Source organism: Streptomyces sp. NBC_00876 (assembly GCF_045207435.1).
GTDB lineage: Bacteria > Actinomycetota > Actinomycetes > Streptomycetales > Streptomycetaceae > Streptomyces.
In genome coordinates, this window is the sequence record NZ_CP108800.1 from 5738881 (window position 1) to 5762366 (window position 23486).

General features: G+C 71.1%; 25 protein-coding genes. 13 read left to right on the top strand and 12 right to left on the bottom strand.

Translation table 11 applies throughout. The annotated features are described in order from the left end of the window. Positions 1-2: 2 nt before the first annotated feature. From OG782_RS25385 to OG782_RS25395, 3 genes are all read right to left on the bottom strand, one after another. Positions 3-983, bottom strand: coding sequence for an RNA polymerase sigma factor SigF (locus OG782_RS25385; protein WP_406454654.1), 981 nt, complete (start codon positions 981-983; stop codon positions 3-5). Next, entirely contained in the window at positions 980-1393 is a 414-nt protein-coding gene (locus OG782_RS25390; protein WP_067163834.1) for an anti-sigma regulatory factor, read from the bottom strand. Before OG782_RS25390 ends, OG782_RS25385 begins: the two co-directional genes overlap by 4 nt. 231 nt (positions 1394-1624) lie before the next feature. After that, positions 1625-1885 carry a UBP-type zinc finger domain-containing protein gene (locus OG782_RS25395; RefSeq protein WP_406454656.1) on the bottom strand — a complete coding sequence of 87 codons (261 nt, stop codon included), beginning with the start codon at positions 1883-1885 and terminating at the stop codon, positions 1625-1627. Between the two features lie 35 nt (positions 1886-1920). On the opposite strand from OG782_RS25395, the gene OG782_RS25400 reads away from it, so the two are divergent. Beyond that, positions 1921-3522 carry a Na+/H+ antiporter gene (locus tag OG782_RS25400; protein ID WP_406454658.1) on the top strand — a complete coding sequence of 534 codons (1602 nt, stop codon included), beginning with the start codon at positions 1921-1923 and terminating at the stop codon, positions 3520-3522. Here the strand turns inward: OG782_RS25400 and OG782_RS25405 are convergent. From OG782_RS25405 to OG782_RS25420, 4 genes are all read right to left on the bottom strand, one after another. Continuing rightward, positions 3498-4439, bottom strand: a complete 942-nt coding sequence (locus OG782_RS25405; protein WP_406454660.1) for a 1-aminocyclopropane-1-carboxylate deaminase/D-cysteine desulfhydrase — start codon at positions 4437-4439, stop codon at positions 3498-3500. The two genes, OG782_RS25400 and OG782_RS25405, sit on opposite strands and share 25 nt — an antisense overlap. Positions 4440-4480: 41 nt before the next feature. Beyond that, positions 4481-5071: an N-acetylmuramoyl-L-alanine amidase gene (locus OG782_RS25410; protein ID WP_406454662.1), complete on the bottom strand. Its 591-nt coding sequence runs from the start codon at positions 5069-5071 to the stop codon at positions 4481-4483. A gap of 150 nt (positions 5072-5221) precedes the next feature. Next, positions 5222-6418, bottom strand: coding sequence for a globin domain-containing protein (locus tag OG782_RS25415; RefSeq protein WP_406454664.1), 1197 nt, complete (start codon positions 6416-6418; stop codon positions 5222-5224). Between the two features lie 92 nt (positions 6419-6510). Beyond that, a complete protein-coding gene (locus tag OG782_RS25420; RefSeq protein ID WP_406454666.1) occupies positions 6511-6960 on the bottom strand; it encodes an RrF2 family transcriptional regulator in 450 nt (149 codons plus the stop codon). Positions 6961-7138: 178 nt separating this feature from the next. Here OG782_RS25420 and OG782_RS25425 point away from each other — a divergent pair, with 178 nt between their 5' ends. The 5 genes from OG782_RS25425 (at position 7139) to OG782_RS25445 (ending at position 12650) form a co-directional block, all read left to right on the top strand. Further along, entirely contained in the window at positions 7139-8545 is a 1407-nt protein-coding gene (locus OG782_RS25425) for a family 2B encapsulin nanocompartment shell protein (protein ID WP_406454668.1), read from the top strand. Positions 8546-8682: 137 nt separating this feature from the next. Further along, entirely contained in the window at positions 8683-9726 is a 1044-nt protein-coding gene (locus OG782_RS25430; RefSeq protein WP_406454670.1) for a family 2 encapsulin nanocompartment cargo protein polyprenyl transferase, read from the top strand. 713 nt (positions 9727-10439) lie between these two features. Further along, complete coding sequence (locus tag OG782_RS25435; RefSeq protein ID WP_406454672.1) at positions 10440-11108, top strand: DUF6304 family protein; 669 nt, start codon at positions 10440-10442, stop codon at positions 11106-11108. 196 nt (positions 11109-11304) lie between these two features. Then, a complete protein-coding gene (locus tag OG782_RS25440) occupies positions 11305-12288 on the top strand; it encodes a DUF1648 domain-containing protein (RefSeq protein ID WP_406454674.1) in 984 nt (327 codons plus the stop codon). 2 nt (positions 12289-12290) lie between these two features. After that, complete coding sequence (locus OG782_RS25445) at positions 12291-12650, top strand: GntR family transcriptional regulator (RefSeq protein ID WP_406454676.1); 360 nt, start codon at positions 12291-12293, stop codon at positions 12648-12650. A gap of 126 nt (positions 12651-12776) precedes the next feature. Here OG782_RS25445 and snpA read toward each other — a convergent pair whose 3' ends face one another. Continuing rightward, positions 12777-13451 (bottom strand): snapalysin, encoded by a 675-nt coding sequence (snpA, locus tag OG782_RS25450; RefSeq protein WP_406454678.1) that lies wholly within the window; start codon positions 13449-13451, stop codon positions 12777-12779. A gap of 256 nt (positions 13452-13707) precedes the next feature. On the opposite strand from snpA, the gene OG782_RS25455 reads away from it, so the two are divergent. The 6 genes from OG782_RS25455 to OG782_RS25480 all read left to right on the top strand — a co-directional run bounded on the left by OG782_RS25455 (position 13708) and on the right by OG782_RS25480 (position 19272). Further along, complete coding sequence (locus OG782_RS25455) at positions 13708-14658, top strand: LysR family transcriptional regulator (protein ID WP_406454680.1); 951 nt, start codon at positions 13708-13710, stop codon at positions 14656-14658. 153 nt (positions 14659-14811) lie between these two features. Further along, complete coding sequence (locus tag OG782_RS25460) at positions 14812-15810, top strand: NAD-dependent epimerase/dehydratase family protein (RefSeq protein ID WP_406459275.1); 999 nt, start codon at positions 14812-14814, stop codon at positions 15808-15810. 134 nt (positions 15811-15944) lie between these two features. After that, entirely contained in the window at positions 15945-17336 is a 1392-nt protein-coding gene (locus tag OG782_RS25465) for a choice-of-anchor A family protein (RefSeq protein ID WP_406454682.1), read from the top strand. A 9-nt stretch (positions 17337-17345) separates the two neighbouring features. Then, on the top strand, positions 17346-17702 hold the full coding sequence (locus tag OG782_RS25470) for a DUF952 domain-containing protein (protein ID WP_406454684.1): 357 nt from the start codon (positions 17346-17348) through the stop codon (positions 17700-17702). Further along, a complete protein-coding gene (locus tag OG782_RS25475) occupies positions 17699-18634 on the top strand; it encodes an SDR family oxidoreductase (RefSeq protein WP_406454686.1) in 936 nt (311 codons plus the stop codon). Before OG782_RS25470 ends, OG782_RS25475 begins: the two co-directional genes overlap by 4 nt. A 41-nt stretch (positions 18635-18675) precedes the next feature. Beyond that, positions 18676-19272 (top strand): nucleotidyltransferase domain-containing protein, encoded by a 597-nt coding sequence (locus OG782_RS25480; RefSeq protein ID WP_406454688.1) that lies wholly within the window; start codon positions 18676-18678, stop codon positions 19270-19272. Between the two features lie 69 nt (positions 19273-19341). Here the strand turns inward: OG782_RS25480 and OG782_RS25485 are convergent, their stop codons facing one another. Continuing rightward, positions 19342-20547, bottom strand: a complete 1206-nt coding sequence (locus tag OG782_RS25485) for a serine hydrolase domain-containing protein (protein ID WP_406454690.1) — start codon at positions 20545-20547, stop codon at positions 19342-19344. 220 nt (positions 20548-20767) lie between these two features. Here OG782_RS25485 and OG782_RS25490 point away from each other — a divergent pair, with 220 nt between their 5' ends. Beyond that, positions 20768-21421 carry an HAD-IA family hydrolase gene (locus OG782_RS25490; protein WP_406454692.1) on the top strand — a complete coding sequence of 218 codons (654 nt, stop codon included), beginning with the start codon at positions 20768-20770 and terminating at the stop codon, positions 21419-21421. Between the two features lie 145 nt (positions 21422-21566). On the opposite strand, the gene OG782_RS25495 is transcribed toward OG782_RS25490, so the two are convergent. The 3 genes from OG782_RS25495 to OG782_RS25505 form a co-directional block, all read right to left on the bottom strand. Next, on the bottom strand, positions 21567-22082 hold the full coding sequence (locus tag OG782_RS25495; RefSeq protein ID WP_406454694.1) for a DUF5753 domain-containing protein: 516 nt from the start codon (positions 22080-22082) through the stop codon (positions 21567-21569). Between the two features lie 380 nt (positions 22083-22462). Beyond that, complete coding sequence (locus OG782_RS25500) at positions 22463-22960, bottom strand: NUDIX domain-containing protein (protein WP_406454696.1); 498 nt, start codon at positions 22958-22960, stop codon at positions 22463-22465. Positions 22961-22998: 38 nt separating this feature from the next. Beyond that, positions 22999-23460, bottom strand: coding sequence for a hypothetical protein (locus tag OG782_RS25505; RefSeq protein ID WP_406454698.1), 462 nt, complete (start codon positions 23458-23460; stop codon positions 22999-23001). Between the last annotated feature and the right edge of the window lie 26 nt (positions 23461-23486).

Genomic DNA, 23486 nt, shown 5'->3' on the forward strand with positions numbered 1-23486 from the left:
TCCTACTCCTCCACGAGCAGCCGCTCGCGCAGCTGTGCGAGCGTGCGGGCCAGCAGCCGCGACACGTGCATCTGCGAGATGCCGACCTCCTGCGCGATCTGCGACTGGGTCATGTTGCCGAAGAAGCGAAGCAGCAGAATCCGCTTCTCCCGCGGTGGCAGGTCCTCCAGCAGCGGCTTGAGCGACTCCCGGTACTCGACCCCCTCCAGCGCCTCGTCCTCGGAGCCGAGCGTGTCCGCGACCGCGGGTGACTCGTCGTCCGTGTCCGGCACATCCAGCGAGAGCGTGCTGTACGCATTGGCCGATTCCAGGCCCTCCAGGACCTCTTCCTCGGAAATGCCGAGCCGCTCCGCCAGCTCGTGCACCGTGGGCGAGCGGCCGTGCTGCTGGGAGAGCTCCGCGGTCGCCGTGGTCAGCGAGAGCCGCAGCTCCTGGAGCCGGCGCGGCACACGCACCGCCCAGCCCTTGTCGCGGAAGTGACGTTTGATCTCACCGACGACCGTGGGCGTCGCGTACGTCGAGAACTCGACGCCCCGCTCCGGGTCGAACCGGTCCACGGACTTGATCAGCCCGATCGTGGCGACCTGGGTCAGGTCGTCCAGCGGCTCACCGCGGTTGCGGAAGCGCCGGGCCAGGTGCTCCACGAGCGGCAGGTGCATCCGCACCAGCCGGTTGCGCAGCTCCGCCTTCTCGGCCGAGCCGTCGGGCAGCTTGCCCAGCTCGATGAACAACGCCCGCGCCGCGCTGCGGTCGTGTGGATCGTGGTGTCCGTGCTCGCTCATCTGGCCTGCCCGCTCCGCCTGCGACTGCTCCACCACGACCGTACGGCCAGCAGGCCCGTTCGCCCCGTCCACGGCACGGGGCAGATCCGCCCCGTCCACCGGATGAGGCAAGGCCTGCTGCTCCGGGATGCCTGCTGCGCGCACCACCCCTGGTCGGATCGTCTCGTCCCGCACAGGACCGTCCCCGTTCCCGTTGCTCACGCCGGCCCGGGTCCCGCGCCGCGCTGTTTGTACAGGCTGATACTGACCGTACGGTCATCGGCTACCGAGGAATCGACCTTTCCGGCCAGTGCGGAGAGCACCGTCCAGGCGAAGGTGTCGCGCTCCGGGGCCCGGCCGTCCGTCGTCGGGGCCGAAACCGTCACCTCGAGTGAATCGTCGACGAGACGGAAGACGCAGCTGAGGACGGAACCCGGCACGGCCTGCTGAAGCAGGATCGCGCAGGCCTCGTCGACCGCGATGCGAAGATCCTCGATCTCGTCGAGAGTGAAGTCCAAGCGCGCTGCGAGGCCGGCCGTAGCCGTACGCAGCACCGACAGGTAGGCACCCGCAGCGGGCAGCCGGACCTCTACGAAGTCCTGATTCCCGGGCTCGCCTGCGATCTGGGACACCCTCACCTCCAAGGTGGCACAAACTCATTCGAGGATCCGGGAAGAGTGCCCGGAGCCATGCGGTACGTCTTCGGTTCTTGGTCCGGCGACGCTATCGCGATCCATGATGCCGTGTCGCCGAGACCCCATCCCGCGACTGTCACTCATGGTAAGCCCATGAGTACGCACAGTGGCTAGTGGTCGGCGGCAGTCAATTACGAACAACAGGCGCCGGTTTGACGTACCCAGACGTCAGACGATCGAACCGTCCTCGAAGCACCAGCGCCAGCTCTCGCCGGCCTCGAAACTCCGCATCACCGGGTGGCCGGTCTCCCTGAAGTGTGCCGTGGCGTGCTGCCGGGGTGACGAATCGCAGCAGCCGACATGGCCGCAGACCAGGCAGAGTCGCAGTTGCACGGGGTGGGTGCCCGCCGCCCGGCACGCGGCACAGGTCTCACCGAGGGGTGTGGGCTCGGGGCGCGGCAGGTCCGTTACGTGCGGGCACTCGCTCATGATGGCCAGGTTACGACGGATGCGAGGACCGTGAGATGGACGCATTGCCACTGGTGTCACTGGTCGCTGCCAGTGCGGCGATGGCGGGTCTCGCCCGCCGCACGCCGGTGCCCGCACCCCTCCTGCTGGTGGCCATGGGGCTGATCGGCTCGTACGTGCCGGGGGTGCCGACGTACACGCTGGACGCGCACATCGTGCTGCCGCTGCTGCTGCCGCCCCTGCTCTACACGGCCGCCGTGGACAGTTCGTACCTCGACCTGCGGGCCAATCTCCGTCCCGTCGCCCTGCTCTCCGTCGGCTATGTGCTGTTCGCGACCGTCGCGGTGGGCTGGCTCGCCTACCGGCTGGTACCCGATCTGCCGCTCACCGCCGCGCTGGTGCTGGGAGCCGTGATCGCGCCGCCGGACGCCGTCACGGCCGCGGCCATCGCCCGCCGGGTCGGCCTGCCCGCGCGGGTCACGACGATCCTGCAGGGCGAGTCCCTGGTGAACGACGCCACCGCGATCACCGCCTACAAGGTGGCTCTCGCCGCCGCCGTGGGCGAGGGGATGAGCTGGGGCGCCGGGATCGGCGAGTTCCTCCTCGCGTCGGTCGGCGGCGTCGGGGTCGGCCTGCTGCTCATGGTCCCGCTGCACTGGCTCCGTACGCACCTCAAGGAGCCCCTGCTCCAGAACACCCTGTCGCTCCTGATCCCGTTCGTGGCCTATGCGGCGGCCGAACGCGTGCACGCCTCGGGAGTGCTCGCCGTGGTCGTCGTCGCGCTCTATCTGGGCCACCGCTCCTGGCAGGTGGACTTCGCCACCAGGCTCCAGGAGGCCGCCGTCTGGAAGATGGTCGCCTTCATCCTGGAGTCCGCCGTCTTCGCCCTGATCGGCCTCCAGCTGCCCTTCGTACTGAAGGGCCTCGGTACGTACGCCCTCACGGAGGCCCTCTGGTACGCGGTGGCGGTGTTCCTCGCCGTTGTCGTGGTCCGGTTCGTCTGGGTCTATCCGGCGACCTATCTGCCCCGGTGGCTGTCGAGACGGATCAGGCAGCGGGAGCCCGGTACCGACTGGACCGCGCCGCTGATCGTCGGCTGGGCCGGGATGCGCGGTGTCGTCTCGCTCGCCATCGCCTTCTCCATCCCGATGGTCACCTCTGGCGGCGAGAAGTTCCCGGCCCGCAACCTGGTGCTGTTCCTGACGTTCACCACGGTCATCGGCACCCTGGTCATCCAGGGGCTCACGCTGCCGCTCCTGGTGCGTGTACTGAAGCTTCCTGGACGGGACCGGCAGGCCGAGACACTGGCCGAGGCGCAGGCGCAGAGCGAGGCGTCCACGGCTGCCGAGGCACGGCTGGAGACACTGCTCACCGATCAGCGCAACTGTCTGCCCCAGCCGCTCACCGACCGGCTGCGCACCGTCCTGGAGCGGCGCCGCAACGCGGTGTGGGAGCGGCTCGGCGCGGCCAATCCGGTGACGGGGGAGTCGGCGGACGACACCTACCGGCGGCTGGCCGGCGAGATGATCGAGGCGGAGCGCGAGGTCTTCGTACGGCTGCGGGACGAGCGCAGCATCGACGACGAGATGATGCGGACCCTGCTCAGGCGCCTCGACCTGGAGGAGGCCGCGGCCTACCGGGAGGAGTCCGACCGTTGATCCTGCGGGGCGTCGTCCGGGCGCCCCGTGATCACGGCGGCGACCGAGGAGCCCGCGGGGAACGCGCCCTCGCCGGCCAGCACGGTGAGCGCGTAGAGGAGTTTGGCCACATAGAGCCGTTCGACGGGCAGCCCGTGCCGGTCCTCGAAGTCGTCGGCGAAGGAGTGCAGTTCGGGGGTGGCGCGGGCGTAGCCGCCGAAGTGGAAGCGCTCGTCCAGGGACCAGGTGCCGGCCGGGCCACCGAACGCCTCCCGCTGCAGCTCCCGTACCGCGTCCCCCAGGAAGCCGCCGCGCAGGACCGGGATGCCCAGGGCGCGCTGTCCGGGCGGAAGTCCGGCGGCGAGTCCGGCGAGGGTGCCGCCGGTGCCGCAGGCCACCGCAGCCACATCGGCCGCATCCCGCAGTTCGAGGCCGAGCGCTGTGCAGCCCTGTGCGGCCAGGGCGTTGCTGCCGCCCTCCGGGATGACCTCGCACTCCCCGTGGGCGCTCAGCAGCCCCGCCAGGACCTGTGGATCGGCCTTGGCGCGGTACGTCTGCCGGTCCACGAAGTGCAACCGCATGCCGTCGGCCGCGCACCGGGCCAGCGAGGGGTTGAGCGGGCGGTGTGCGAGCTCGTCGCCGCGGACGACGCCGACGGTGCGAAAGCCCAGCAGCCGGCCGGCGGCGGCGGTGGCCCGCAGGTGGTTGGAGTACGCGCCGCCGAACGTCAGCACGGGCCGCCCGGCGGCGGCGAGCAGATTCGGGGCGAGCTTGCGCCACTTGTTGCCCGGCAGGTCCGGGTGGATCAGATCGTCGCGCTTGAGCAGCAGGCGTACGCCGTGCCGTGCGAAGCGCTCGTCCTCGGCCGGCTGCAGGGGCGAGGGGAGCAGCGGCTGCAGCCGGGAGAGGCCGGGGAGTCCGGAGGGCGTGGCGGGCATGCCCCCATTGTGGACGTGGTGCGGCAGGACCGGCCCCCGGTCTACTTGAGGCGCTCGTGGATCCGGGCGCGCATGGAGGTCATCGAGAAACCGCGCGGGTCCACCTTCCCGGGCTGCCACTCCCGGTGACCGATGACCGAGCGGGAGGTCCAGCCGTGGTGGCGGCAGATCGCGGCCGAGACCTTCTCGATGGCTTCGAGCTGGTCGCCGGGCCAGGGGTCCCTGCCGTCGCCGAGGTTCTCGCACTCGAAACCGTAGAAGTGCCGGTTCCCGTCGGTGTTGGCCTCGTTGTCCGACGGCAGGCCCTTCTCGGCGACGACGGCGCGCAGGACGTCGTCGTCGCCGAGGCCGGCGTGGTTGGCCCGTCCGTAGCCGACCAGATGGACCCGGCCGTCCTTGGCGATGACGCCGTGGCACAGCGGCCCCGGCAGATCGGAGAAGCCGTCGCGGCAGATCCGGACCGTGGCCTCGGTTCCCCTGGTGACGGTGTGGTGGATCATCACGCCGTTGACCGGCCCCCAGGGGCCCTTGTGATTGCGGTTGTGGGTACGCCAGTCGCCGACCTGGACGACGGTGAGCCCCTCGTTCTTCAGCGCGGCGAGGAAGGTGCTCGCGGACATGGGTGAGGACATGGCCGACTCCTTGGGTGCGTGGGGGGAGTGTGTCCGTACAGCGCTTGTACCCGATGGACAGGGGCCCGGACCAGTTACGGGGGAACTGCGGGCCCCTGTTCGGGCGCTGTGCGAGCCGATCCGGTCAATTCCACGAGCACCGGACCGGTTTCAGTCCTGGGCGAGCCACAGGTCGGGGCCGAACACCTCGTAGTGGATGTCGGCCGCCGGGACTCCCTGGGCGAGCAGCTGGGCGCGCACGGACCGCATGAAGGGCAGCGGGCCGCAGAGGTAGGCGTGGGTGCCCGGCGCGATCGCCAGACCGCCCAGGTCGACCAGGCCGGTCCGGTCCGCGGGGTGGCCCGGCTCCGGGTCCTCGTACCAGAAGTGCGCCGAGGCGTCGGGGAGTTTGCCGGTGAGCGCCGCGTGGTCGGCGCGCAGCGCGTGGCCGGCGGGGGAGCGGTCGCCGTGCACCACCGTGACCGGGGTGCGGTGACCGGTTTCGGCGAGGTGCTCCAGCATCGCCAGTACCGGGGTGCAGCCGATGCCCGCGGAGGCGAGCAGGAGCGGGGCGTCGGAGGACTTCAGTACGAGGTCGCCGTACGGGGCCGAGACCCGGAGCAGGTCGCCGGGCCGGACGTGCGCGTGCAGGTGTCGTGAGACCTCGCCGTCGGGTGCGCCGGCGCCGTGCACCCGCTTGACCGTGATCGAGCGGAGCGGGGAGCCGGGGGCGCAGGAGAGGCTGTACTGGCGTATCTGGCGTGCGCCGTCGGGGAGTTCGGTCTGCACGGACACGTACTGGCCGGGGCGGAAGCCGGGGGCGGGCGCGCCGTCGGCCGGGCGGATCCGGAAGGTGACGACGTCCTCGGTCTCCTCGGTGCGGTCGGCCACCACCCAGTCGCGCCAGACGTCACCGGCGACGACGCCCTGCTGCGCGTACAGCCGCTCCTCGATGGCGATCAGCGCGTTGGCCATCAGCCAGTAGACCTCGTCCCAGGCGGCCGCGACCTCGGGGGTCACCGCGTCGCCGAGCACCTCGGCGATGGCCGCGAACAGATGGGTGTGCACGACGTCGTACTGGGCGGCGGTCACGCCGAGGGAGGCGTGCTTGTGCGCGATGCGGTCGAGCATCACGTCGGGGCGGGTGTCCGGGTGCTCGACCAGCTGGGTCGCGAACGCGGCGATGGAGCCCGCGAGCGCCCGGCGCTGGGTGCCGGAGGCCTGGTTGCCGCGGTTGAAGAGGTCGCGCAGCAGCTCGGGATGGGCTTCGAACAGCTTGCGGTAGAAGAGATCGGCGATGTCCCCGATGGCCGCGCCGACGGCGGGGAGAGTGGCACGGACGGTGGCGGTCGACGGCTCGGAGAGCATCGTGACTCCTCGGGATTCAGAATTGGCATCTGAGATGCGTATTTATGAGCAGTGTAGGAACCGGGCGGTGGGCCCGGTGTGGCGGGGGTGGTTCAGCCGGCCGGCGGCGGTCCGCTGCTGATGCCGAGCAGCAGCGGACCGGTCGGGGAGGCGACCAGGTCGGCGACGGTGAGCGGGTCGAGCGAGGCGCAGAAGGCCTCCGTCGCCTCGCGCAGGGCGCCGCGCAGCCGACAGGCCGACCGCAGCGGGCACGGGGTGGCGCCCTCGCACTCGACGACGTCGCCCGGCCCCTCCAGCTCACGGACGAGCCCGCCGATGGAGGCGGCGAGGCCGGCCCCGGTGAGGGCGAGTCCGCCGCCGCGGCCGCGGCGCGTCTCGACCAGGCCGAGGTGCTGGAGGCGGGCCACGACCTTCGCGGTGTGGGAGTACGGCACCTGCATGGTCGCCGCCACCTCCCGGGTGGTCGGCGGGGCCTCGTTCTCGACGACGGCGAGGCGCATCAGTACGCGCAGCGCCACGTCGGTGAATCTCGTCAGCCGCATGGCGGTCACGGTAGGTGAATTTGCATTCGGGATACAAATTAACCGGGTTGCCGGTATCGCGCAGCGTTGTGCCCAGCCCAAAGCCCGACTAGTCACACTCTTTTGTGTAATGGCGTGTGGAGTGCTCTGCTGAAAGGCTTCTTCTCGCAGGTCAGCCGATGAATCGAGAGGACGCCAGATGTCCGTTGGTGAAGAGGTTCAGAACACGCAGGTGCCGCCGCAGCAGAGTCTTGGCACGGCAGCCGCGCGGAACCTCGCGACGACCACCAAGTCCGCTCCGCAGATGCAGGAGATCACCTCACGGTGGCTGCTGAAGATGCTTCCGTGGGTCCAGGTGCAGGGCGGCACATACCGGGTGAACCGCCGGCTGAGCTACTCGGTCGGGGACGGCCGGGTGACTTTCGTACAGACCGGTGACCGCGTCTCGGTCATCCCCGCGGAGCTCGGTGAGCTTCCGGCCCTGAGGGACTTCGGGGACGAGGAAGTGCTGGCCGAGCTGGCCAGGCGGTGCGAGCAGCGCGACATCTCCGCCGGAGAGCTCCTGGCCACGGCCGGTGAGGCGGCGGACCGGGTCTTCCTGCTGGCACATGGAAAGGTCGAGAAGATCGGCACCGGTCCCTACGGGGACGAGACGGTGCTCGGGGTCCATGCGGACGGTGCCTACTTCGGCGACCACTCCCTCATCGAGGGCGACGCCGTCTGGGAGTACACCGCCCGCGCCGTCACCGCGTGCACGGTGCTGACACTGAGCCGGGCCGATGTACTCAACCTCGCCGAGCGCGCCGAGCCGCTGCGCACCCACCTCGCCGCGCTGCTGGCCATCCCGCACCAGCGCACCAACCAGTACGGCGAGGCGGAGATCGACCTGTCCGCGGGCCATGTCGGCGAAGCCGTCGTCCCGCACACGTACGTGGACTACGAGTCGGCGCCCCGCGAGTACGAACTGAGCGTCGCGCAGACGGTGCTGAAGGTCCACAGCAGGGTCGCCGACCTCTACAACCAGCCGATGAACCAGACCGAGCAGCAGTTGCGGCTCACGGTCGAGGCGCTGCGTGAGCGCCAGGAGCACGAACTGATCAACAACCGCGAGTTCGGTCTGCTCAACAACTGCGACTACGGCCAGCGGATCCAGCCGCACAACGGGGCGCCCAGCCCCGACGACATGGACGAACTGCTGTCGCGCCGCCGCGGGTCGAAGCTCTTCCTCGCCCACCCGAGGGCCATCGCCGCCTTCGGCCGCGAGTGCAACAAGCGCGGCCTGGTGCCGGAGAGCGTGGACATCGGCGGGCACCACGTGCCGGCCTGGCGCGGCGTCCCGATCTTCCCGTCCAACAAGATCCCGGTCACCGACGCCCGCACCACATCGATCATCTGCATGAGGACCGGCGAGGCCGAACAGGGCGTCATCGGACTCCAGCAGACGGGCATCCCCGACGAGATCGAGCCCAGTCTGTCGGTCCGCTTCATGGGCATCGACGAGCAGGCGATCATCTCCTATCTCGTGACGGCCTACTACTCCGCGGCCGTACTCGTGCCGGACGCCCTCGGCGTCCTGGAGAACGTCGAGGTCAGCCGCTGGCGGTGAGGTCCGGGGGCCCGGACCCTGCGGTCCGGGCCCCACGGCCGCAGCGCGCGCAACCCACAGCCACCACCCACGTCCCCGGCCCCGGGACGGCAACGACCGGGGGCCGGGACGGCAATGACCGGGGTGACCGATTGACCATGACCCGAACAGATGCCGCGACCGAGGGCGACGAGGCCGCGGCCCTTCTGGAGTACACCCGGACCCTCGTCGATCCGCAGCTGCGAGCCGCGGTCGCCTCCCTGCCCGGCTCGATCCGGCGCGTCGCGATGTACCACTTCGGGTGGGAGCACGCCGACGGCAGCCCCGCGGCCGGGGGCGCGGGCAAGGCGATCAGGCCCGCACTCGTCCTGGCCGCGACCCGGGCACTCGGCGGTGACCCCGCAGAAGCCGTGCGGGCGGCCGTCGCCGTGGAGCTGGCCCACAACTTCACGCTGCTGCACGACGACGTCATCGACGAGGACCGCACCCGCCGCCACCGGGCCACGGCCTGGACGGTCTTCGGCATTCCGGACGCCGTCATCGCCGGCGACGCCATGCTCGCCCTCGCCCAGCGGATCCTCGCCGAGGACCCCCGGGCGGTTTCGGCGCGCGCCTCGGCCCGGCTCTCGACGTGCATCATCGAGCTGTGCGCGGGCCAGCAGGCCGACTGCGCCTTCGAGGAACGCGACCCGGACGAGGTCTCGTTGGACGAGTGCCTCGCCATGGCCACGGCGAAGACGGGTGCGCTGCTGGGCTGCGCCTGCGCTCTGGGCGCGCTCTACGCGGGCGTCGACGAGCGTGCCGTCGGCGCGATGGACGGCTTCGGCCGGGAGGCCGGCCTGGCCTTCCAGCTCATCGACGACCTGATCGGCATCTGGGGGGACCCTGCCAGGACCGGGAAGCCGGTCGGCGCCGACCTCAGCGCCCACAAGAAGTCCCTGCCGGTGGTCGCCGCGCTCACCTCGGGCGCTCCGGCCTCGGCGGAGCTCGCCGCCCTCTACCGGGGCGCCATGAACACGCGCGCCGAGGTGAGCCGCGCGGCCGACGCCGTAGACCGGGCCGGCGGCCGCGACTGGGCGCAGAACTGTGCCGCGGACCGGATGGCACGTGCGGTCCATCACCTGTCCAGGGCCGTGCCCGACCTGACGGCCGGGGGCGACCTCCTGGCCCTGGCGGAGTTCGTCACCCGCAGGACGTACTGACCGGACGTACTGCGAAGAGACGAGAAGAGAAGAGACGAGAAGGGAGGGAAGAGCAGGGGAGGAGGGAGCAGGGGAAGAGGAAGCGGACGCAGGCCGGCGCACCGCAAACGGAAGCGGTGACAGAGGAAAGGGGGCGCGCGGGACGTCGCGGACACGGATGGGCACGAGCGGGGGGCCGGAGCCCGTGCGGAGGATACGAGGAAGGAGCCGGTACGGAGTACGCAGCCGGACCGAGCCGCGCCCCGGCGCCGGGGGAGCGGAGAAAGGAGCTGGGGGAGACCCCCGCGGAGCCGGGACGGCCTCAACACAACCAGGATGTACGCGGGTTGAGGGCGGCTGGGCGAGGCGGGGGTCTTCGGTGCCCGAGGGGGTGGGCGAACCCGGCGGTGAGCGGGACGGGCACCCCGGACCGCTGCGAGGGTCCTGCTCGGGCCGGAGCCGCGCCGAAACTCGGGCCGGAGCCGCGCCGAAACTCGGCCGGACCCGGGCCGAACGCGGGGCGGACCCGGGCCGAACGCGGGGCGGACCCGCGCCGAAACTCGGGCCGGACCCGGGCCGAACTCGGCCGGACCCGCACCGAACGCGAGCCGGACGCGCGCCGGTCGGCGATCGGTCGAGGTCACAGGGGGCGCGGGGCGAGGTGGAGGGGGAGCGGAGGAGAAGTGGAGGGCGCCGACGGAGAGTGTCGGAGGCACGGGCTACAGTCCCTGCCCATGACAGATGAGTCGTGGGCAGGGTGGTACCGGGACCGAGAGGGCTCCGATGCCGTCATCCTCACCACCGACGGACAGCAGCTCCGGATCCGCATCAGAGGCGTCGACTTCGAGGGTGAGGGCTTCGACAGCCTCCGCCCGGTGGCCGGCGCGCCGCCGGAGAGCGGGATGTTCGCCCTGGCGGACGGGGCGCTCAACGACTGCGTCCTGGAATGGGACCTGCCGTTCCCGGTCACCGCGGACGGGACGGTCCATCAGGCGACCCTCAGCTGCCTGCTGTCGCTGCGCAGGCCCGACCCGTACCTCTATCTGGAGCTCCACTTCGGCGGGGCGTCGTTCCGCTCCCACCGGGCCGAGAGCGACTTCGGGGCCGCGCTCGCCACGATCCAGCGAGCCCTCCCGCCCGGCGTCCGCCTCCAGACCTGCATCGCCTGCGCCTTCTCCGACTACTTCCCGGCGCCCGGTCGCGGCCTCTCCGGTGGCCTGGCCTGCTTCCGGGGCGCCAAGGAGGCGTACCGGGGGACGGCCGGCGAGGACGATGTCCTCGGTCTGTGGGACCGGCGCAGCGGGTTCGTCCAGGAGGTCTGGAGCTGCCGCGAGTTCGAGCCCCGCCCGGCGGAGGGCGCGGGCACCGGCCACCGGGGTGCCTTCCCGCTCGAAACGGCCTGACCGCGGCAGCCACCGCAACCACTGCAACCACTGCAACGACCGCAACCACCGAACCTCCCCCAAACCCCCCGAACCCCCTGAACCGGCCCGACGGCATCACGCCGTCGGGCCGGTTCGCTGTTGCCCATGCGGTCCATCCGCCAGGTCATTGCGTCACCTCCATTGTTCTACTAGCATGCGAACAATGGAGGTTTTAATGAACCGTAAGAACACCGGCCGCGTAGTCCTCGCCGCACTGCCGTTCCTGCTGGCGCTCGCCGTCGACCTGATCCTCTTCGTCACCCGTCGCGACCGGCTTCCCGCGCAGCTGGCCAGCCACTTCACGGGCGGCGGCCGGGTGGACGACCACGCGGGCCATGCCTCGTACATCGTCGTCACCACGGTGCTGCTCGCCGGGGCCGGCGTCCTGTGGGTCCTGATGGCCGTCAGGGGGAAGTTCTACGGCTCCGCGTTCCGCAGGATGCTCGCGAGCGGATACGCCGCCGCCGGATCCCTCGGCTACCTCATGGCGGTCGTCCTGCTCATCAACGTGGATGCCGCCCAGGACGCCCAGGGGCGGGCGCAGGGCGTCACGTTCCCGATGTGGCAACTGGCCGCGGCCGTGGGCGTCGCCGCAATCGGCTTCGGGCTGGGGCTGCTGACCGGCGCGCTGATTCCCGTACCGGAGCAGCCTGCGGCGGACGGTCGCGGCGGGGAGGGGGAGCGGATCGCGCTGGCCGCCGGGGAGGTTGCCGGCTGGGCGCGCGGTGCCGGCTCGTGGTGGCTGCCGCTCACCGCGCTCCTGGTGTTCGGCGGCGGCCTCGCCCTGCTGCTCACCGTGGGCTGGATCGCCGCGGTTCCGGCGCTCGTCGCCGGGCTGGTCCTCGCGACCTTCGCCCGCCCGTACGTCACCGTGGACCGGCGAGGCATCACCGTCTCCGGCATGCTGCCGTGGCCGCTCATCCGGGTCCCGCTCGACCGGATCGAGGCGGCGGCCAGCCGGGACATCCGCCCGCTCGCCGAGTACGGGGGCTGGGGCTACCGGATCCGTCCGGGGCGTACGGGAGTCATCATCCGCTCGGGCGAGGGGATCGTGGCCCGGCTGGCAGGCGGCCGGGACTTCGCGGTCACGGTCGACGACTCGGCGACCGGTGCCGCGCTCCTCAACACCCTGATCGACCAGCGCCGAACGGGGCGCTGACCATGCTCTTCAAGGTCGACCCGACCTCCACCGTGCCGCTCGGCGACCAGATCGCGGCCTGTGTGCGCCGCGCCGTCGCCGACGGAGCGGCTGCCCCCGGTGAACGGCTGCCCGCCGCCCGGGTCCTCGCCGAGTCGCTCGGCGTCAATGTGCACACGGTCCTGCGCGGCTACCAGCGGCTGCGCGAGGAGGGGCTGATCGAACTGCGCCGGGGGCGCGGCGCGGTTGTCGCCCCCGGCGCCTCCCCGCACCGCGCCAGGCTGCTGGAACTGGTGCGCGAAGTGGCCGGCGAAGCCCGTGGGCTCGGGATGACGGAGGACGAACTGCTGACCCTCGTCCGTACCGAATTCACCGGCGGATGACGGCGGTGGGGGACGGCAGCGGGTGAAGGCGAGGGGTGAAGGCGCACCGGAGCGGGTGGGGCCGCCCCGGTGCGGGGCGGGGCGGGTGGGGCCGCCTCGTCCTGCGAGGTGGCCCCACCCGTCGAGTCAGGAACCGCTGCGGGCGAGCGCCGCCGCGAAGCCGTTCTGCCACAGGTAGTTCACCTGGCTGCGCTCATTGGCGTCCGGGTACGGGTTGGTGCACGACGGGCCGGGTCCGCCGCCGGACATCAGCTCGCTGCACGGGCCCGAGTAGTCGTCCGGCAGGCCGAGCACGTGCCCGGTCTCGTGGGTCGTGACCCGGGTCGAGTCGTACTGCTGGTTCTGCGCGTAGTCCAGGAAGATGTAGCCGTTGCCGTGCCCGTCGGTGCTCGCGTACGAGCCGCTCGGGTCGTTCCCCTCGTAGTAGGCGAAGTCGGCGTTCGAGCCTTCCTGGAGCCTGACGTTGGAGACCGAGCTGTTCCAGATCTGCGCGCTGTTGGATATCTGGGTGCGGAAGCTCGGGGCGTTGGCGGTGCTGTAGACGATGGTGACGGCCTGGACGCCCGGATGCGCGGCGCGCTTCTCGGCGACGGACCTCGCGACCGCTTCGAAGAAGGCCTTGTTGGCGGCCGCGCTCTCGTGCGATCCGGAGTGAGAGGTGTACGCCACGTGGGCGGCGGAGGCGGAGGTGGGGGGAGCGGCGGGGGCCGGGGTGGCGATCGCGGGGGCGGTACCCAGCGCGGCGGCGAGCCCGAAGCCGAGGCCGATCACGGCCGACATGACGGTCCTGGGGTGTCTCATGGGGGGTTTCTCCTACCAGTTACCTGTCAGAGGACCCGTCCGATGATCGGACTCGGACGGGGACGGTACGCAGAGAGTGTCGGGGAAGCGGAGCCCCGGCGGATGATGCCAACCGCTGATAGCGCCGCCCTATCGCCCCGGTGGGCCCGCCGGGCGCACGGATGGTGTCCGGCATATCAACAGCCTCTGAATTGAAGCCTTTTGATGGGATTGCGACGTCTGGTGCCCAGGGTCCCGCCGCCCTACTCTCGGCAGCATGGAGCTTGAGGTGAGGCACCTCAGGGCGCTGTGCGCCATCGCCGACACCGGAAGCCTGCACCGGGCGGCCCGAAGACTGGGCGTCAGCCAGCCCTCGCTCACCACACAGCTGCGACGGATCGAGAACTCCCTGGGCGCCGAGCTGTTCACCCGCGAACGCACCGGCTGCCGCCCCACCCTGCTCGGCCGGGCCGTCCTCAGCAGGGCCCGTCCCCTGGTCGACGGCATGAGCGCCCTGGTCACCGACGCCAGAGCCGAGGCGGACGCCGCCCGGTCGGGCGGACCGCGGCTGCGGATCGGCTGCACCGCCAGCCGCGTCATCGGCGTGTGGCTGCGCCGGCTGCGGCTCCGGCTGCCCGGGACGGACATCTCGCTCCGGGTGGACGTGTCGGCCCACGCCCTGCTGCGCGCGGTCGACGCGGGCCGGCTCGACGTGGCGTTCGTGCACGAGGTGGAGGGCTGCCCGCTGTCCGTCCCGGACGGCCTGGAGCAGCGTGTGCTCCTGGACCGTGAACCGCAGTTCATCTCCATGGCCCGCGATCATCCGGCCGCCGCGCTCCAGGTCGTCGACCTGGCCGACCTGGCCGCCGACCGCTGGATGGTCGACCCCACGGTGGACGGCGAGTGGGACGGGCTGCGCCGGATGTTCGGTGCGGCCGGTGTCGCGCCGACCGTGCTGCACGGCGACTACCTCACCGCCGCCTCCCTCGTCGTCCTCGGCGAGGCGGTGGCCCCGTGCCAGCCGACCTCGGGCCCGCGCGACGACATGGCGATCCGTCCGCTGCGCGACGACCCGCTCGCCGTCCGGCTGCTGCTGGTCTCCCGGCCGGGCGCCGACATGACGGCGGTGTACGGGGAACTGGAGGCCGCCTACCGGGAGGCGGCCCAGCGGGCGGCCGGGTACCACCAGTGGCTGCTGCGCAACCGCAGCCCGCTCGCCCGCTCCTGACCGGGAACCGGAACCGCTCCCGCGCTGCCCCCGTTCCCGTCCTGCCCTGGCGTCCGTACCCCTTTCCGTTCCGCTCCTGGAGGATTCAGCCCAGAGCGAGGATCGTTCCCGGCCGGGGCGCGGGCGGGCAGAGTCGATGTCATGAGGCTTCTGATACTGGGTGGTACGGAATTCGTCGGACGGGCCGTCACCGAGGCCGCGCTCGCACGAGGGTGGGAGGTCACGGTGTTCCACCGCGGCCATCACGCACCCCCGCCCGGTGTGACCGAACTGCTCGGCGACCGCACCGCGCAGGGCGGCCTGGCCGCGCTCGCCGGAGTCGCGGAACCGGGCGACGGCAGGCACACCTGGGACCTGGTCGTCGACACCTGGAGCGGCGCACCCTCGGCCGTACGGGACGCGGCGCGGCTGCTGTCCGGCCGGGCCGCGCGGTACACGTACGTCTCCAGCCGGTCCGTGTACGACTTCCCGGCACCGGCGGGCCTGTCCGAGGACGGCCCCCTGGTGGCGGGCGCCTCGCCCGACGCCGGCGACGTCTCCTACGCCCTGGCCAAGCGCGGCGGTGAGATGGCCGCGCTGGACGCCTTCGGCGAGCGGGCGCTCCTGGCCCGCGCGGGGCTGATCATCGGCCCCTGGGAGAACATCGGCAGACTGCCCTGGTGGCTCACCCGGATCGCCCGAGGCGGCCCCGTCCTCGCTCCCGGAACGCCGGATCTCGCCCTCCAGTACATCGACGTCCGCGACCTCGCCGAATGGCTCCTGGACGCCTGCGGGAAGGGGCTGCACGGCCCGTACAACCTGGTCAGCCGCTCCGGGCACGCCACGATGGGCGAGCTGCTGAACGCCTGTGTGCGTGCCACCGGTTCCGATGCCGAGCTGCGCTGGACCGACGCCGGCCGGATCCTCGCGGCGGGCGTCGAGCCCTGGACCGACCTGCCGGTCTGGCTGCCGCCGGGCGAACTGTACGACTCCATCCATCGGAGCGATGTGGACCGGGCCCACGCGACAGGTCTGCGCTGCCGGCCGGTCGGCGAGACGGTGGCCGACACCTGGGCATGGCTGTCCGCACTCGGCGGTACGGCCCCGCAGCGCCCCGACCGGCCACAGCTGGGCCTCGACCCGGCGGTCGAGGCGAAACTGCTGGCGGGCTGACGGCGGCCGTCGCCGGGAGGGCGTATCAGGCCTTCGCGGGAGCCCCGTCCGGCCGACGGCGCTCGACTGACGGGGGACCGTCTTCCGGCGTGGCATGACCGATAAATAGTGAATAAAGCTGCATATTGCGCTGTATGGGAACGAAAATGCGCAGGAGCGGTAAAAAACACCGCGCGGCGGTGACAGTGGCGGCGGCAGCAGCCATGGTGGGGGCCTTCGCGCCCACCGCGGCCGCCGACCCCCTGCCCGGGGGGCTCGGCCCGTGCCTCGGGGACGACTGCCCTTCGATGTGGCAGGACCCCCACAGTGACCCCGTCACCCACCACGACAGCAACATCAACATCTTCGTCGGCGGCGACTACCTGGTCAGGGAGGCCGCCTCGGAGGCCGAGGGCAAGATCGTCACCCTCGGGCAGTTCGACATGATGAAGCGGGAGGGCGCCTCGGAGATCTACAACGTCGGCGTCGCCGGCGTGGGATCCAGGGTCCCGCCGCCCAACGGTTCCGACTACCTGACGGTGGGCGGCGACCTCAGCGTCCAGAGCGGCAAGCGGCTCCTCGCCGAGGAGGGCGACAACCACGGCGTGGTGCGGTACGCCCAGGGGCTCAGCGGGACGGTGATCCCCGCAGCGGTCCACGACGCCGACGCCATCGTTCCGTACACACCGCTGCGCGACCAGCTGACGGCGGCCAGCCACTGCTACGCGTACGACGACAACGAGGACCACCGTCGCCCGGCCAACGGAACGGTGCAGAAGGACGGCTCCGACACCTACTTCACCGGCGACGGCACCTCCGACCTCCAGGTCTTCGCGGTGGACGCCGACCTGACCACGGAGGCGGGCGGCCAGGCCGGCATCGTCTTCCGCGGCATTCCGGACGGTGCGACCGTACTGGTCAACGTCTACGGCAGCACGCGCAACATCAGCACGTACATGGGCTCGCTGCCGCAGGCCGGACTCCGTGAGCACCTGATGTGGAACTTCCCGGACGCGACCACGATCGGGCTGAAGGGCACCGGCCAGTTCCAGGGAAGCGTGCTGATCGGGCAGCAGTCCAGCGTGGCGACCCTCGCGATGAGCGGCACCAACGGCCGTTTCTACACCGCCGGTTCACTCACCCACACATCGGAGGGGGAGTCGGGCGGCCAGGAGCTGCACGCCTACCCGTTCAACGGCGACCTGCCGGACTGCGGAGAGGAACCCTCGCCGTCGCCGACCCCGACGGACTCGCCCACACCGACGCCGACGGACTCGCCGAACCCGACGGATTCCCCGAACCCGACGGATTCGCCCACGCCGACGCCCTCCGACAGCCCCGGACCGTCCCCCTCGGAGTCGACGCCCGGCCCCCGGCCCACGCCCACCGCCACACACAGCTGGCCGCCCCGGCCCCACCCCGGGGGAGAGCTCCCGAACACGGGTTCGCGCGGCGGTGAATGGGTGATCGGCGGGATCGCGGCGGCCCTGCTGGTCGCTGGATCGGCGGCCACGCTGATGGCCCGCAGGACGCGCCGACGCGGCTAGTTTTGGCCCATGGCCGAATTGCTGCACCTCACCGAAGGTCCGCTGTGGGATGCGGCCCGCGGGATCGGGACGTACGAGATGTCCACCCGCGGCCGCACCCTGCACGAAGAGGGCTTCATCCACTGCTCGCTGCCGCACCAGCTCGCCGGTGTGGCCGAGATGCTGTACGGCGCCGGGAGCCGGGCCGGAGCAGGTGACCAGGACCTGGTGGTCCTCGTCATCGACTCCGAACGGCTGCCGGCGCCCGTGCGGTACGAGTCGCTCTCGCCCGGCGGCGAGGAGTTCCCGCACATCTACGGACCGGTTCCGGTCGAGGCGGTCGTGGAGGTGCGCCCCTGGCCGCGCAAGGAAGGCGACCCCGCATGAACCCCGCAGCAGTCCACCCCGAGGATTCCGAGGGCGCCAAGAACGGCCCCCTGATCGCCGTCACCGGAGCGAGCGGCGCGCTCGGCGGCCGGGTCGCGAAGCGGCTGATCCGGGCCGGCGCCCCCGTACGGCTCCTCGGCCGCGACCCGTCCCGGCTGCCCGAACTGCCCGGCGCCGACACCGCTCCGGCCGCCCCCTACGGGAGCGGGGAGGCCATGCGCCGGGCCCTGGCCGGGGCGCACACGCTGTTCCTCGTCTCGGCGCACGAGAGCCCGGACCGGGTGCGGGAGCACACCACGGCCGTGGACGCGGCGGTCGCGGCAGGCGTCGAACGGATCGTGTACGTCTCCTTCCTCGGCGCCGCACCCGACGCGACCTTCACCTTCGCCCGGGACCACTGGGACACCGAGGCCCACATCCGCGTCTCCGGCCTCCGGCACACCTTCCTGCGCGACAGCTGGTACCTCGCCGGCCTCCCGGCGATGACCGGCACCGACGGCGTACTGCGCGGACCGGCCGGCGACGGCAGGGTCGCGGCGGTGGCCCACGAGGACATCGCCGACTCCGCGGCCGCCGTACTCCTGGCGGACACCGGCCCCACCGGTTCCACCCACGACGGGCAGGTGTACGACCTGACGGGCCCCGAGGCGTTCACCCTCGCCGAGGCGGCCGAGGAGCTGAGCCGCGTCACCGGACGGACCATCACCTACGTGCCGGAGACGCGGGAGGAGGCCTACGCCTCACGGTCCCGGTACGGCGCGCAGGACTGGGAGGTGGCCGGCTGGGTGACGTCGTACGAGGCCATCGCGGCCGGCGAGATGGCCACGGTCTCGGACGCCGTACCGAGGCTCACCGGCCGGCCGGCCATGAGCCTGGCCACGTACCTGCTGGAACACCCGGACAGCTTCCGTCACCTCCTCACGGCGGGCTGACGGCCCTGCGTACCGAGACCCCCTGGGGCCCCTGGGACCCGATGTCCCTCGCCGAGGCCGTCCGCCTGCTCGCCCCGCTGCGCACGCCGTGGTGGATCGCGGGCGGGTACGCGGTCGAACTCGCCGTCGGCCGCGCCTACCGGGAACACGGCGACATCGACGTACTCATGCTGCGCCGCGACCAGTTGAGCATTCAGCGGATCCTGCCGGGGTGGGAGTGGTGGGCAGCCGATCCGCCCGGCACGCTGAGGCCCTGGCACCCGGGCGAGACGCTGCCGCCGCAGGTCCACGACATCTGGTGCCGGCCGGGCCCGGCCGAGCCGTGGCGGGTTCAGTTCATGCTCGACGACGTGGACGGCGACGACTGGGTGTTCCGCCGCGACCCCAGGATCCGCCTCCCGCTGGACCGGCTCGGCGGGGAGGTCGGGGACGGAGTCCCCCGCGTCGCTCCCGAGGTGCAGCTCCTGTACAAGTCCAGGTCGCGACGGCCCAAGGACGAACAGGACTTCGAGGCCGTCCTGCCGGTGCTCGGCGACGGCCGGCGCTCCTGGCTGACGGAGACGATCACCCTGGCGGAGGGCGCCGGCCACCCCTGGGCGGCCCGGCTGCGCGGTGACGGCGCGGAGCGCGCACGGTAGACACACCCCGACGGAGCCCTGCCGCGGAGGAGCGGCCGGGCTCCGTTGCCGTCTTCCGTGGGGCAGCCCTCAGCGGGCGGCTGTGGGCGACTTCTCGCAGAGGGCTGTCCGGATGGCCCGCTGCATGTCGTCGCTCTGCGCGTCCGAACCACCCGGGTCGAGATTCACCATGACCGTCGCCTGCCTGCCGTCGACCGTCGCGCCGCTCGCCGTCTCGTACCCGAAGACGTCACCGGTGTGCCCCCAGACACGACCGCCGCATGGCAGCCGCCTGCTCTCCAGCCCGAGGCCGTACGCCCGGCCGTGCGGGTCGCCGGTCGGCCGGGTCGTCATCATCTGCCGGAGCTGGGCCGGGCGCAGCAGCTCCCCGCGTACGAGCGCGTCCAGGAACCGGTTCATATCGGTGCCGCTGGAGATCATCCCGCCGGCCGCACCCGCGACCGAGGGATTGATCGCGGTCACGTCCAGAAGCGGTGCGTCCGCGCCAGGCCGGGCGTACCCGCGCGGGTGCGGTCCTGGGATCGCCGAGGCGTCACCCGGCACCGAGGTCTCGTGCAGGCCGAGCGGTGCGATGATGCGCCGCTGGATCTCTTCGCCGTAGGTGCGGCCGGTCACCTTCTCGATGATCATTCCGGCCAGCAGATAGTTCGTGTTGGAGTAGCTCCATTCGGTGCCCGGCTTCTCGAAGACCGGAGGGTTGGCGAGCGCGATGTCCACCAACGCGCGGGCGTCGTAGTGGGCCAGCGGGTCCTTGAGGACGTCCTGCGGGTTGAGGGAGCCGAGGTAGTCGGGCAGGCCGCTGGTGTGCTGGAGCAGCTGACGGACGGTGATCACCCGGCCGTCGTTGCCGTGTCCGCGGACGATTCCGGGTAAGTACCGTTCCACCGGGGCGTCGAGTTCGACGCGGTGTTCGCCCACCAGCTGGAGCATGACCGTCGCCACGAACGGCTTGGTCATGCTGCCGATCCGGAAGCTGCTGTCACCGTCCATCGGCGCCTGGCTCCCGACGTTCGAGACACCGCCGGCCAGCACCACGTCGCCGAATCCGTTCCGTACTTCGAGGAGCGCTCCGGGTCCGCCGTCGACCGTGGTCAGCCGGTGCAGGATCTCCCGCAGCCGGGTGTGGCCGACTGCATCGGTGGACTCGGTGACGGCGGATCTGGTTGCGGTGGACTCGACGGTGGTGAGCGCGGATGACGGCGGCGCGGTCACGGCGACAACGGCCGCCACTGCCAGCGCGATTGAACCTGCCAGTGCCCGCGTGTGTTTGATCATGTGTGTCTCCTGGACAGTGAGGAGCATTGCGTCAGGGATCGCGGTACGCACGCTCGTAAGCCTGCGAGCGCCTGTGCCCGTGATCGCGTCCCAGGATGTCCGCAGGGCGGGGGCCGGTGCGATGGGGCGATCATCCGGATCGGTGGTGGGGTTACCCTCATTCCGGCCGGTCGAGGACCGACGAGCCGCAGGATTCGTCCGTCGATGACATGATCAAGTCATGACCGGTCAGCCGGCTCGGCCCGGAGCCAAGAAGTACGTCCTGTTCGATGTCGACGGCACGCTGATCGACGCTCTGGACAACCAGCGCCGGGTGTGGCGGGTCTGGGCGCAGCAGCACGGGCTGGACCCCGATGAGGTCCACCGGGTGGCGCTGCGGACACGGCCCATGGAGACCTTCGCGCAGGTCGCCCCGGACCGCGACCCGGCGGGGTGTCTGGCCGCACTGCACGACCTGGAGGACGAGGACGTGCGCTCCGGCGTGTACACGGCCTTCGACGGCGCGGCCGGCCTGCTGGGGTCCCTGCCTCCAGGGACGTGGGCGCTGGTGACGTCGAACTACGAGCACCGGGTACGCGGACGCTTCGCCCGGACGGGCCTGCCGGTCCCGGACGTCATCGTGGATGCCGCCTCCGTCGACGAGGGAAAGCCGTCACCCGTTCCGTATCTGCTGGCTGCCCGCCGGCTCGGTGCGGAGCCGCAGGACTGTCTGGTCATCGAGGACGCCCCCTCCGGGGTGCGCTCCGGGCTGGGGGCCGGCATGACGGTGTGGGGAGTCAACGCTCCCATGGCAGTGGACGGTGTGCACCGTCACTTCGGAAGCCTCGCCGACGCGGCCGCGGACATTCTCGCCTTCGCGCACGGGACCCCTTGATCTGCTCGTACCGGAATCCCGTACGGGCACCGACAACGTCCCGAATGGCAGGTGACGGCCAGGGCGTGGGCGGGCTCAGGTCCAGCCGGCACGGGACATTCGATGCGTGATTCGAGGGTGCTCCCCTGCCGATGTGGCAATGGGCCTACTCCTGGGAGGGGGTGTCGGCCCAGAAGGTGTGTGCCTCCCTCAGAAGCTCCTCGGCGGCGTCGCCGTACGATGCCGCACTGCTCAGTGCGGCGAAGGCTTTGCTGTAGAGGTCGAGCTCGCTCGGTTCCGTGATGTCCACGGAGGACGAGACGAGTTCGACGTGCGCCCGGTCGCTGTCGCCGTAGATGCTGAACCCGTGGACGGGGAACAGGCCAACCCGCGCGGTGGAAGGAAGGACCCCGAGCGTGAGTGAGGACAGGCCGATTTCTCGCACGAGGCGCTCGATCTGGTCTCTCATGACTTCGGGGCCGCCGATGTTCGTGTAGAGAGCCTGCTCCCCGAGGACGACGTCGTAGTGGTGCTCGCCGTCGTACAGCACCTCCTGCCGCTGCATGCGCTTGGCGACGCCCGCCGGCACATCGTTCGGGATGCCAAGGAAGTCGACGACCTGGTCGAGGATCACGGTGGCGTATGCCTTGGTCTGGAGCGTGCCCCAGATCATCGTGGGCACGTACGCCTTTCCCTCGCGAGTGTTCCGATACCAGTGCCCGACGTCGTCCTGAGTCGCCTCGGTACCGGCGGACAGACGATCCGCCCATGGAATGGAACTGGTCATCGCATGCCCTCCTGAGTGATGCCGCCGGGACGGCTTCGATGGCGTTGCCGTTCCGGTTGAGGATGGCGCCGAGCATCCGATGCTGTAAGGGCGGGAATTGGTCAGACCACGCGCTCGACCGCACCCCGGCTTCGATGCCCTCCACTACTGGCGCTACAGATCGAGCACGCGGACGCGGGCGGTGCGGTCGGGCATCGGGCGGCAATGCTCCTGGATGACAGTGCGGTCATCAGGTGGTCGACCCTCGGCAGCCGGGAATGAGCGGCGGAGCGGCTCTATTGCCAGCCGTTGAGGGAGACTTCCGGGCCCCCCGCGAGGTAGCGATGGAGCGCGCTGTCGGTGGTCTCCACGAATTCCTCGGGAATGGCGTCGACGTCGACCCAGCGGACCCGGGAGTGCTTGCGGGGTTCGCGGTTTTCGGGTTCGCCGGCCCATTCGTGGGTGGCGAAGACGACGGTGAGGAAGCCGTTGGGGGCTTCGACGCCCCAGGCGCCGTGGATGATGTGGGCGACCTCGAGTGACTCGGGCCTCACCGTGAGGCCGGTCTCCTCGTAGAGCTCGCGGACTGCCGTCTCGGTGATGGGCTCGCCCGGTTCGCTCTTGCCGACGGGGAGGTCCCACATCCCCTGGGCGAACTTGGCGTTCTCGCTGCGCTGGAGGAGCACGACGCGGTTGGAGGCCTTGTCGTGGACGATGACGGCCGCGACCAGCAGGGTCATCGAGTCGAGCGCCGGCTTGAGGGCTGGGGGGCGGTTGTCGGTCTGCTGAGCCACGGTTTTCCCTTCGGCGGGCGGGTTTCTGGCGCATCACACTAGATATGGAGGAGAATCTGTCGCAGGGGATGTCCGAGCGCACCCGCGAGAGAGGCCAGCTCCCCGTTGGTCAGCCAAGCCCGGTTCGGATACAAAACCTCGATCCTGAACCGCGCGAACCCCATCGGCCAGTCGTACACCAGCTCGTTAAGCGACGTCTCAACGTCGCAGCAGGGAACCGTCACCATGAGCGTCGAGAAGCCCTCGTCGTAGCACTGCGAGACGGCATCACCCCACCAGCCAGGTGCGAGCTCCGTGCCGCACCGCGAGCAGGAGATCCTCTCCAGGTTGGCGAAGCAGTGGACCACCTCGACGCTGTCGTGCCACTTGGCTTCCAGACCATGTCGGGCGTCGTCGTCAGAAAGCATCCCGGACAACACAACCGCAGCACGGTCCGCCGCATCCTTACTGGGCTGCCAGTAAGGATCGGTCGGAATCACCGTCAGGTAGTTGTCACTCATCGCCCGCCCCCACGCCCGCCACGGTC

Excerpts from the sequence above, each read along its gene's own strand:
- OG782_RS25505 (WP_406454698.1), bottom strand. The coding sequence starts at position 23,460 with ATGAGTGACAACTACCTGACGGTGATTCCGACCGATCCTTACTGGCAG.
- OG782_RS25395 (WP_406454656.1), bottom strand. The coding sequence starts at position 1,885 with ATGAGCGAGTGCCCGCACGTAACGGACCTGCCGCGCCCCGAGCCCACA.
- OG782_RS25455 (WP_406454680.1), top strand. The coding sequence starts at position 13,708 with ATGGAGCTTGAGGTGAGGCACCTCAGGGCGCTGTGCGCCATCGCCGAC.
- OG782_RS25480 (WP_406454688.1), top strand. The coding sequence starts at position 18,676 with ATGTCCCTCGCCGAGGCCGTCCGCCTGCTCGCCCCGCTGCGCACGCCG.
- OG782_RS25425 (WP_406454668.1), top strand. The coding sequence starts at position 7,139 with ATGTCCGTTGGTGAAGAGGTTCAGAACACGCAGGTGCCGCCGCAGCAG.
- OG782_RS25420 (WP_406454666.1), bottom strand. The coding sequence starts at position 6,960 with ATGCGGCTGACGAGATTCACCGACGTGGCGCTGCGCGTACTGATGCGC.
- OG782_RS25400 (WP_406454658.1), top strand. The coding sequence starts at position 1,921 with ATGGACGCATTGCCACTGGTGTCACTGGTCGCTGCCAGTGCGGCGATG.
- OG782_RS25475 (WP_406454686.1), top strand. The coding sequence starts at position 17,699 with ATGAACCCCGCAGCAGTCCACCCCGAGGATTCCGAGGGCGCCAAGAAC.
- OG782_RS25485 (WP_406454690.1), bottom strand. The coding sequence starts at position 20,547 with ATGATCAAACACACGCGGGCACTGGCAGGTTCAATCGCGCTGGCAGTG.
- OG782_RS25435 (WP_406454672.1), top strand. The coding sequence starts at position 10,440 with ATGACAGATGAGTCGTGGGCAGGGTGGTACCGGGACCGAGAGGGCTCC.
- OG782_RS25430 (WP_406454670.1), top strand. The coding sequence starts at position 8,683 with ATGACCCGAACAGATGCCGCGACCGAGGGCGACGAGGCCGCGGCCCTT.
- OG782_RS25445 (WP_406454676.1), top strand. The coding sequence starts at position 12,291 with ATGCTCTTCAAGGTCGACCCGACCTCCACCGTGCCGCTCGGCGACCAG.
- OG782_RS25470 (WP_406454684.1), top strand. The coding sequence starts at position 17,346 with ATGGCCGAATTGCTGCACCTCACCGAAGGTCCGCTGTGGGATGCGGCC.
- OG782_RS25490 (WP_406454692.1), top strand. The coding sequence starts at position 20,768 with ATGACCGGTCAGCCGGCTCGGCCCGGAGCCAAGAAGTACGTCCTGTTC.
- snpA (WP_406454678.1), bottom strand. The coding sequence starts at position 13,451 with ATGAGACACCCCAGGACCGTCATGTCGGCCGTGATCGGCCTCGGCTTC.
- OG782_RS25410 (WP_406454662.1), bottom strand. The coding sequence starts at position 5,071 with ATGTCCTCACCCATGTCCGCGAGCACCTTCCTCGCCGCGCTGAAGAAC.
- OG782_RS25405 (WP_406454660.1), bottom strand. The coding sequence starts at position 4,439 with ATGCCCGCCACGCCCTCCGGACTCCCCGGCCTCTCCCGGCTGCAGCCG.
- OG782_RS25440 (WP_406454674.1), top strand. The coding sequence starts at position 11,305 with ATGAACCGTAAGAACACCGGCCGCGTAGTCCTCGCCGCACTGCCGTTC.
- OG782_RS25415 (WP_406454664.1), bottom strand. The coding sequence starts at position 6,418 with ATGCTCTCCGAGCCGTCGACCGCCACCGTCCGTGCCACTCTCCCCGCC.
- OG782_RS25465 (WP_406454682.1), top strand. The coding sequence starts at position 15,945 with ATGGGAACGAAAATGCGCAGGAGCGGTAAAAAACACCGCGCGGCGGTG.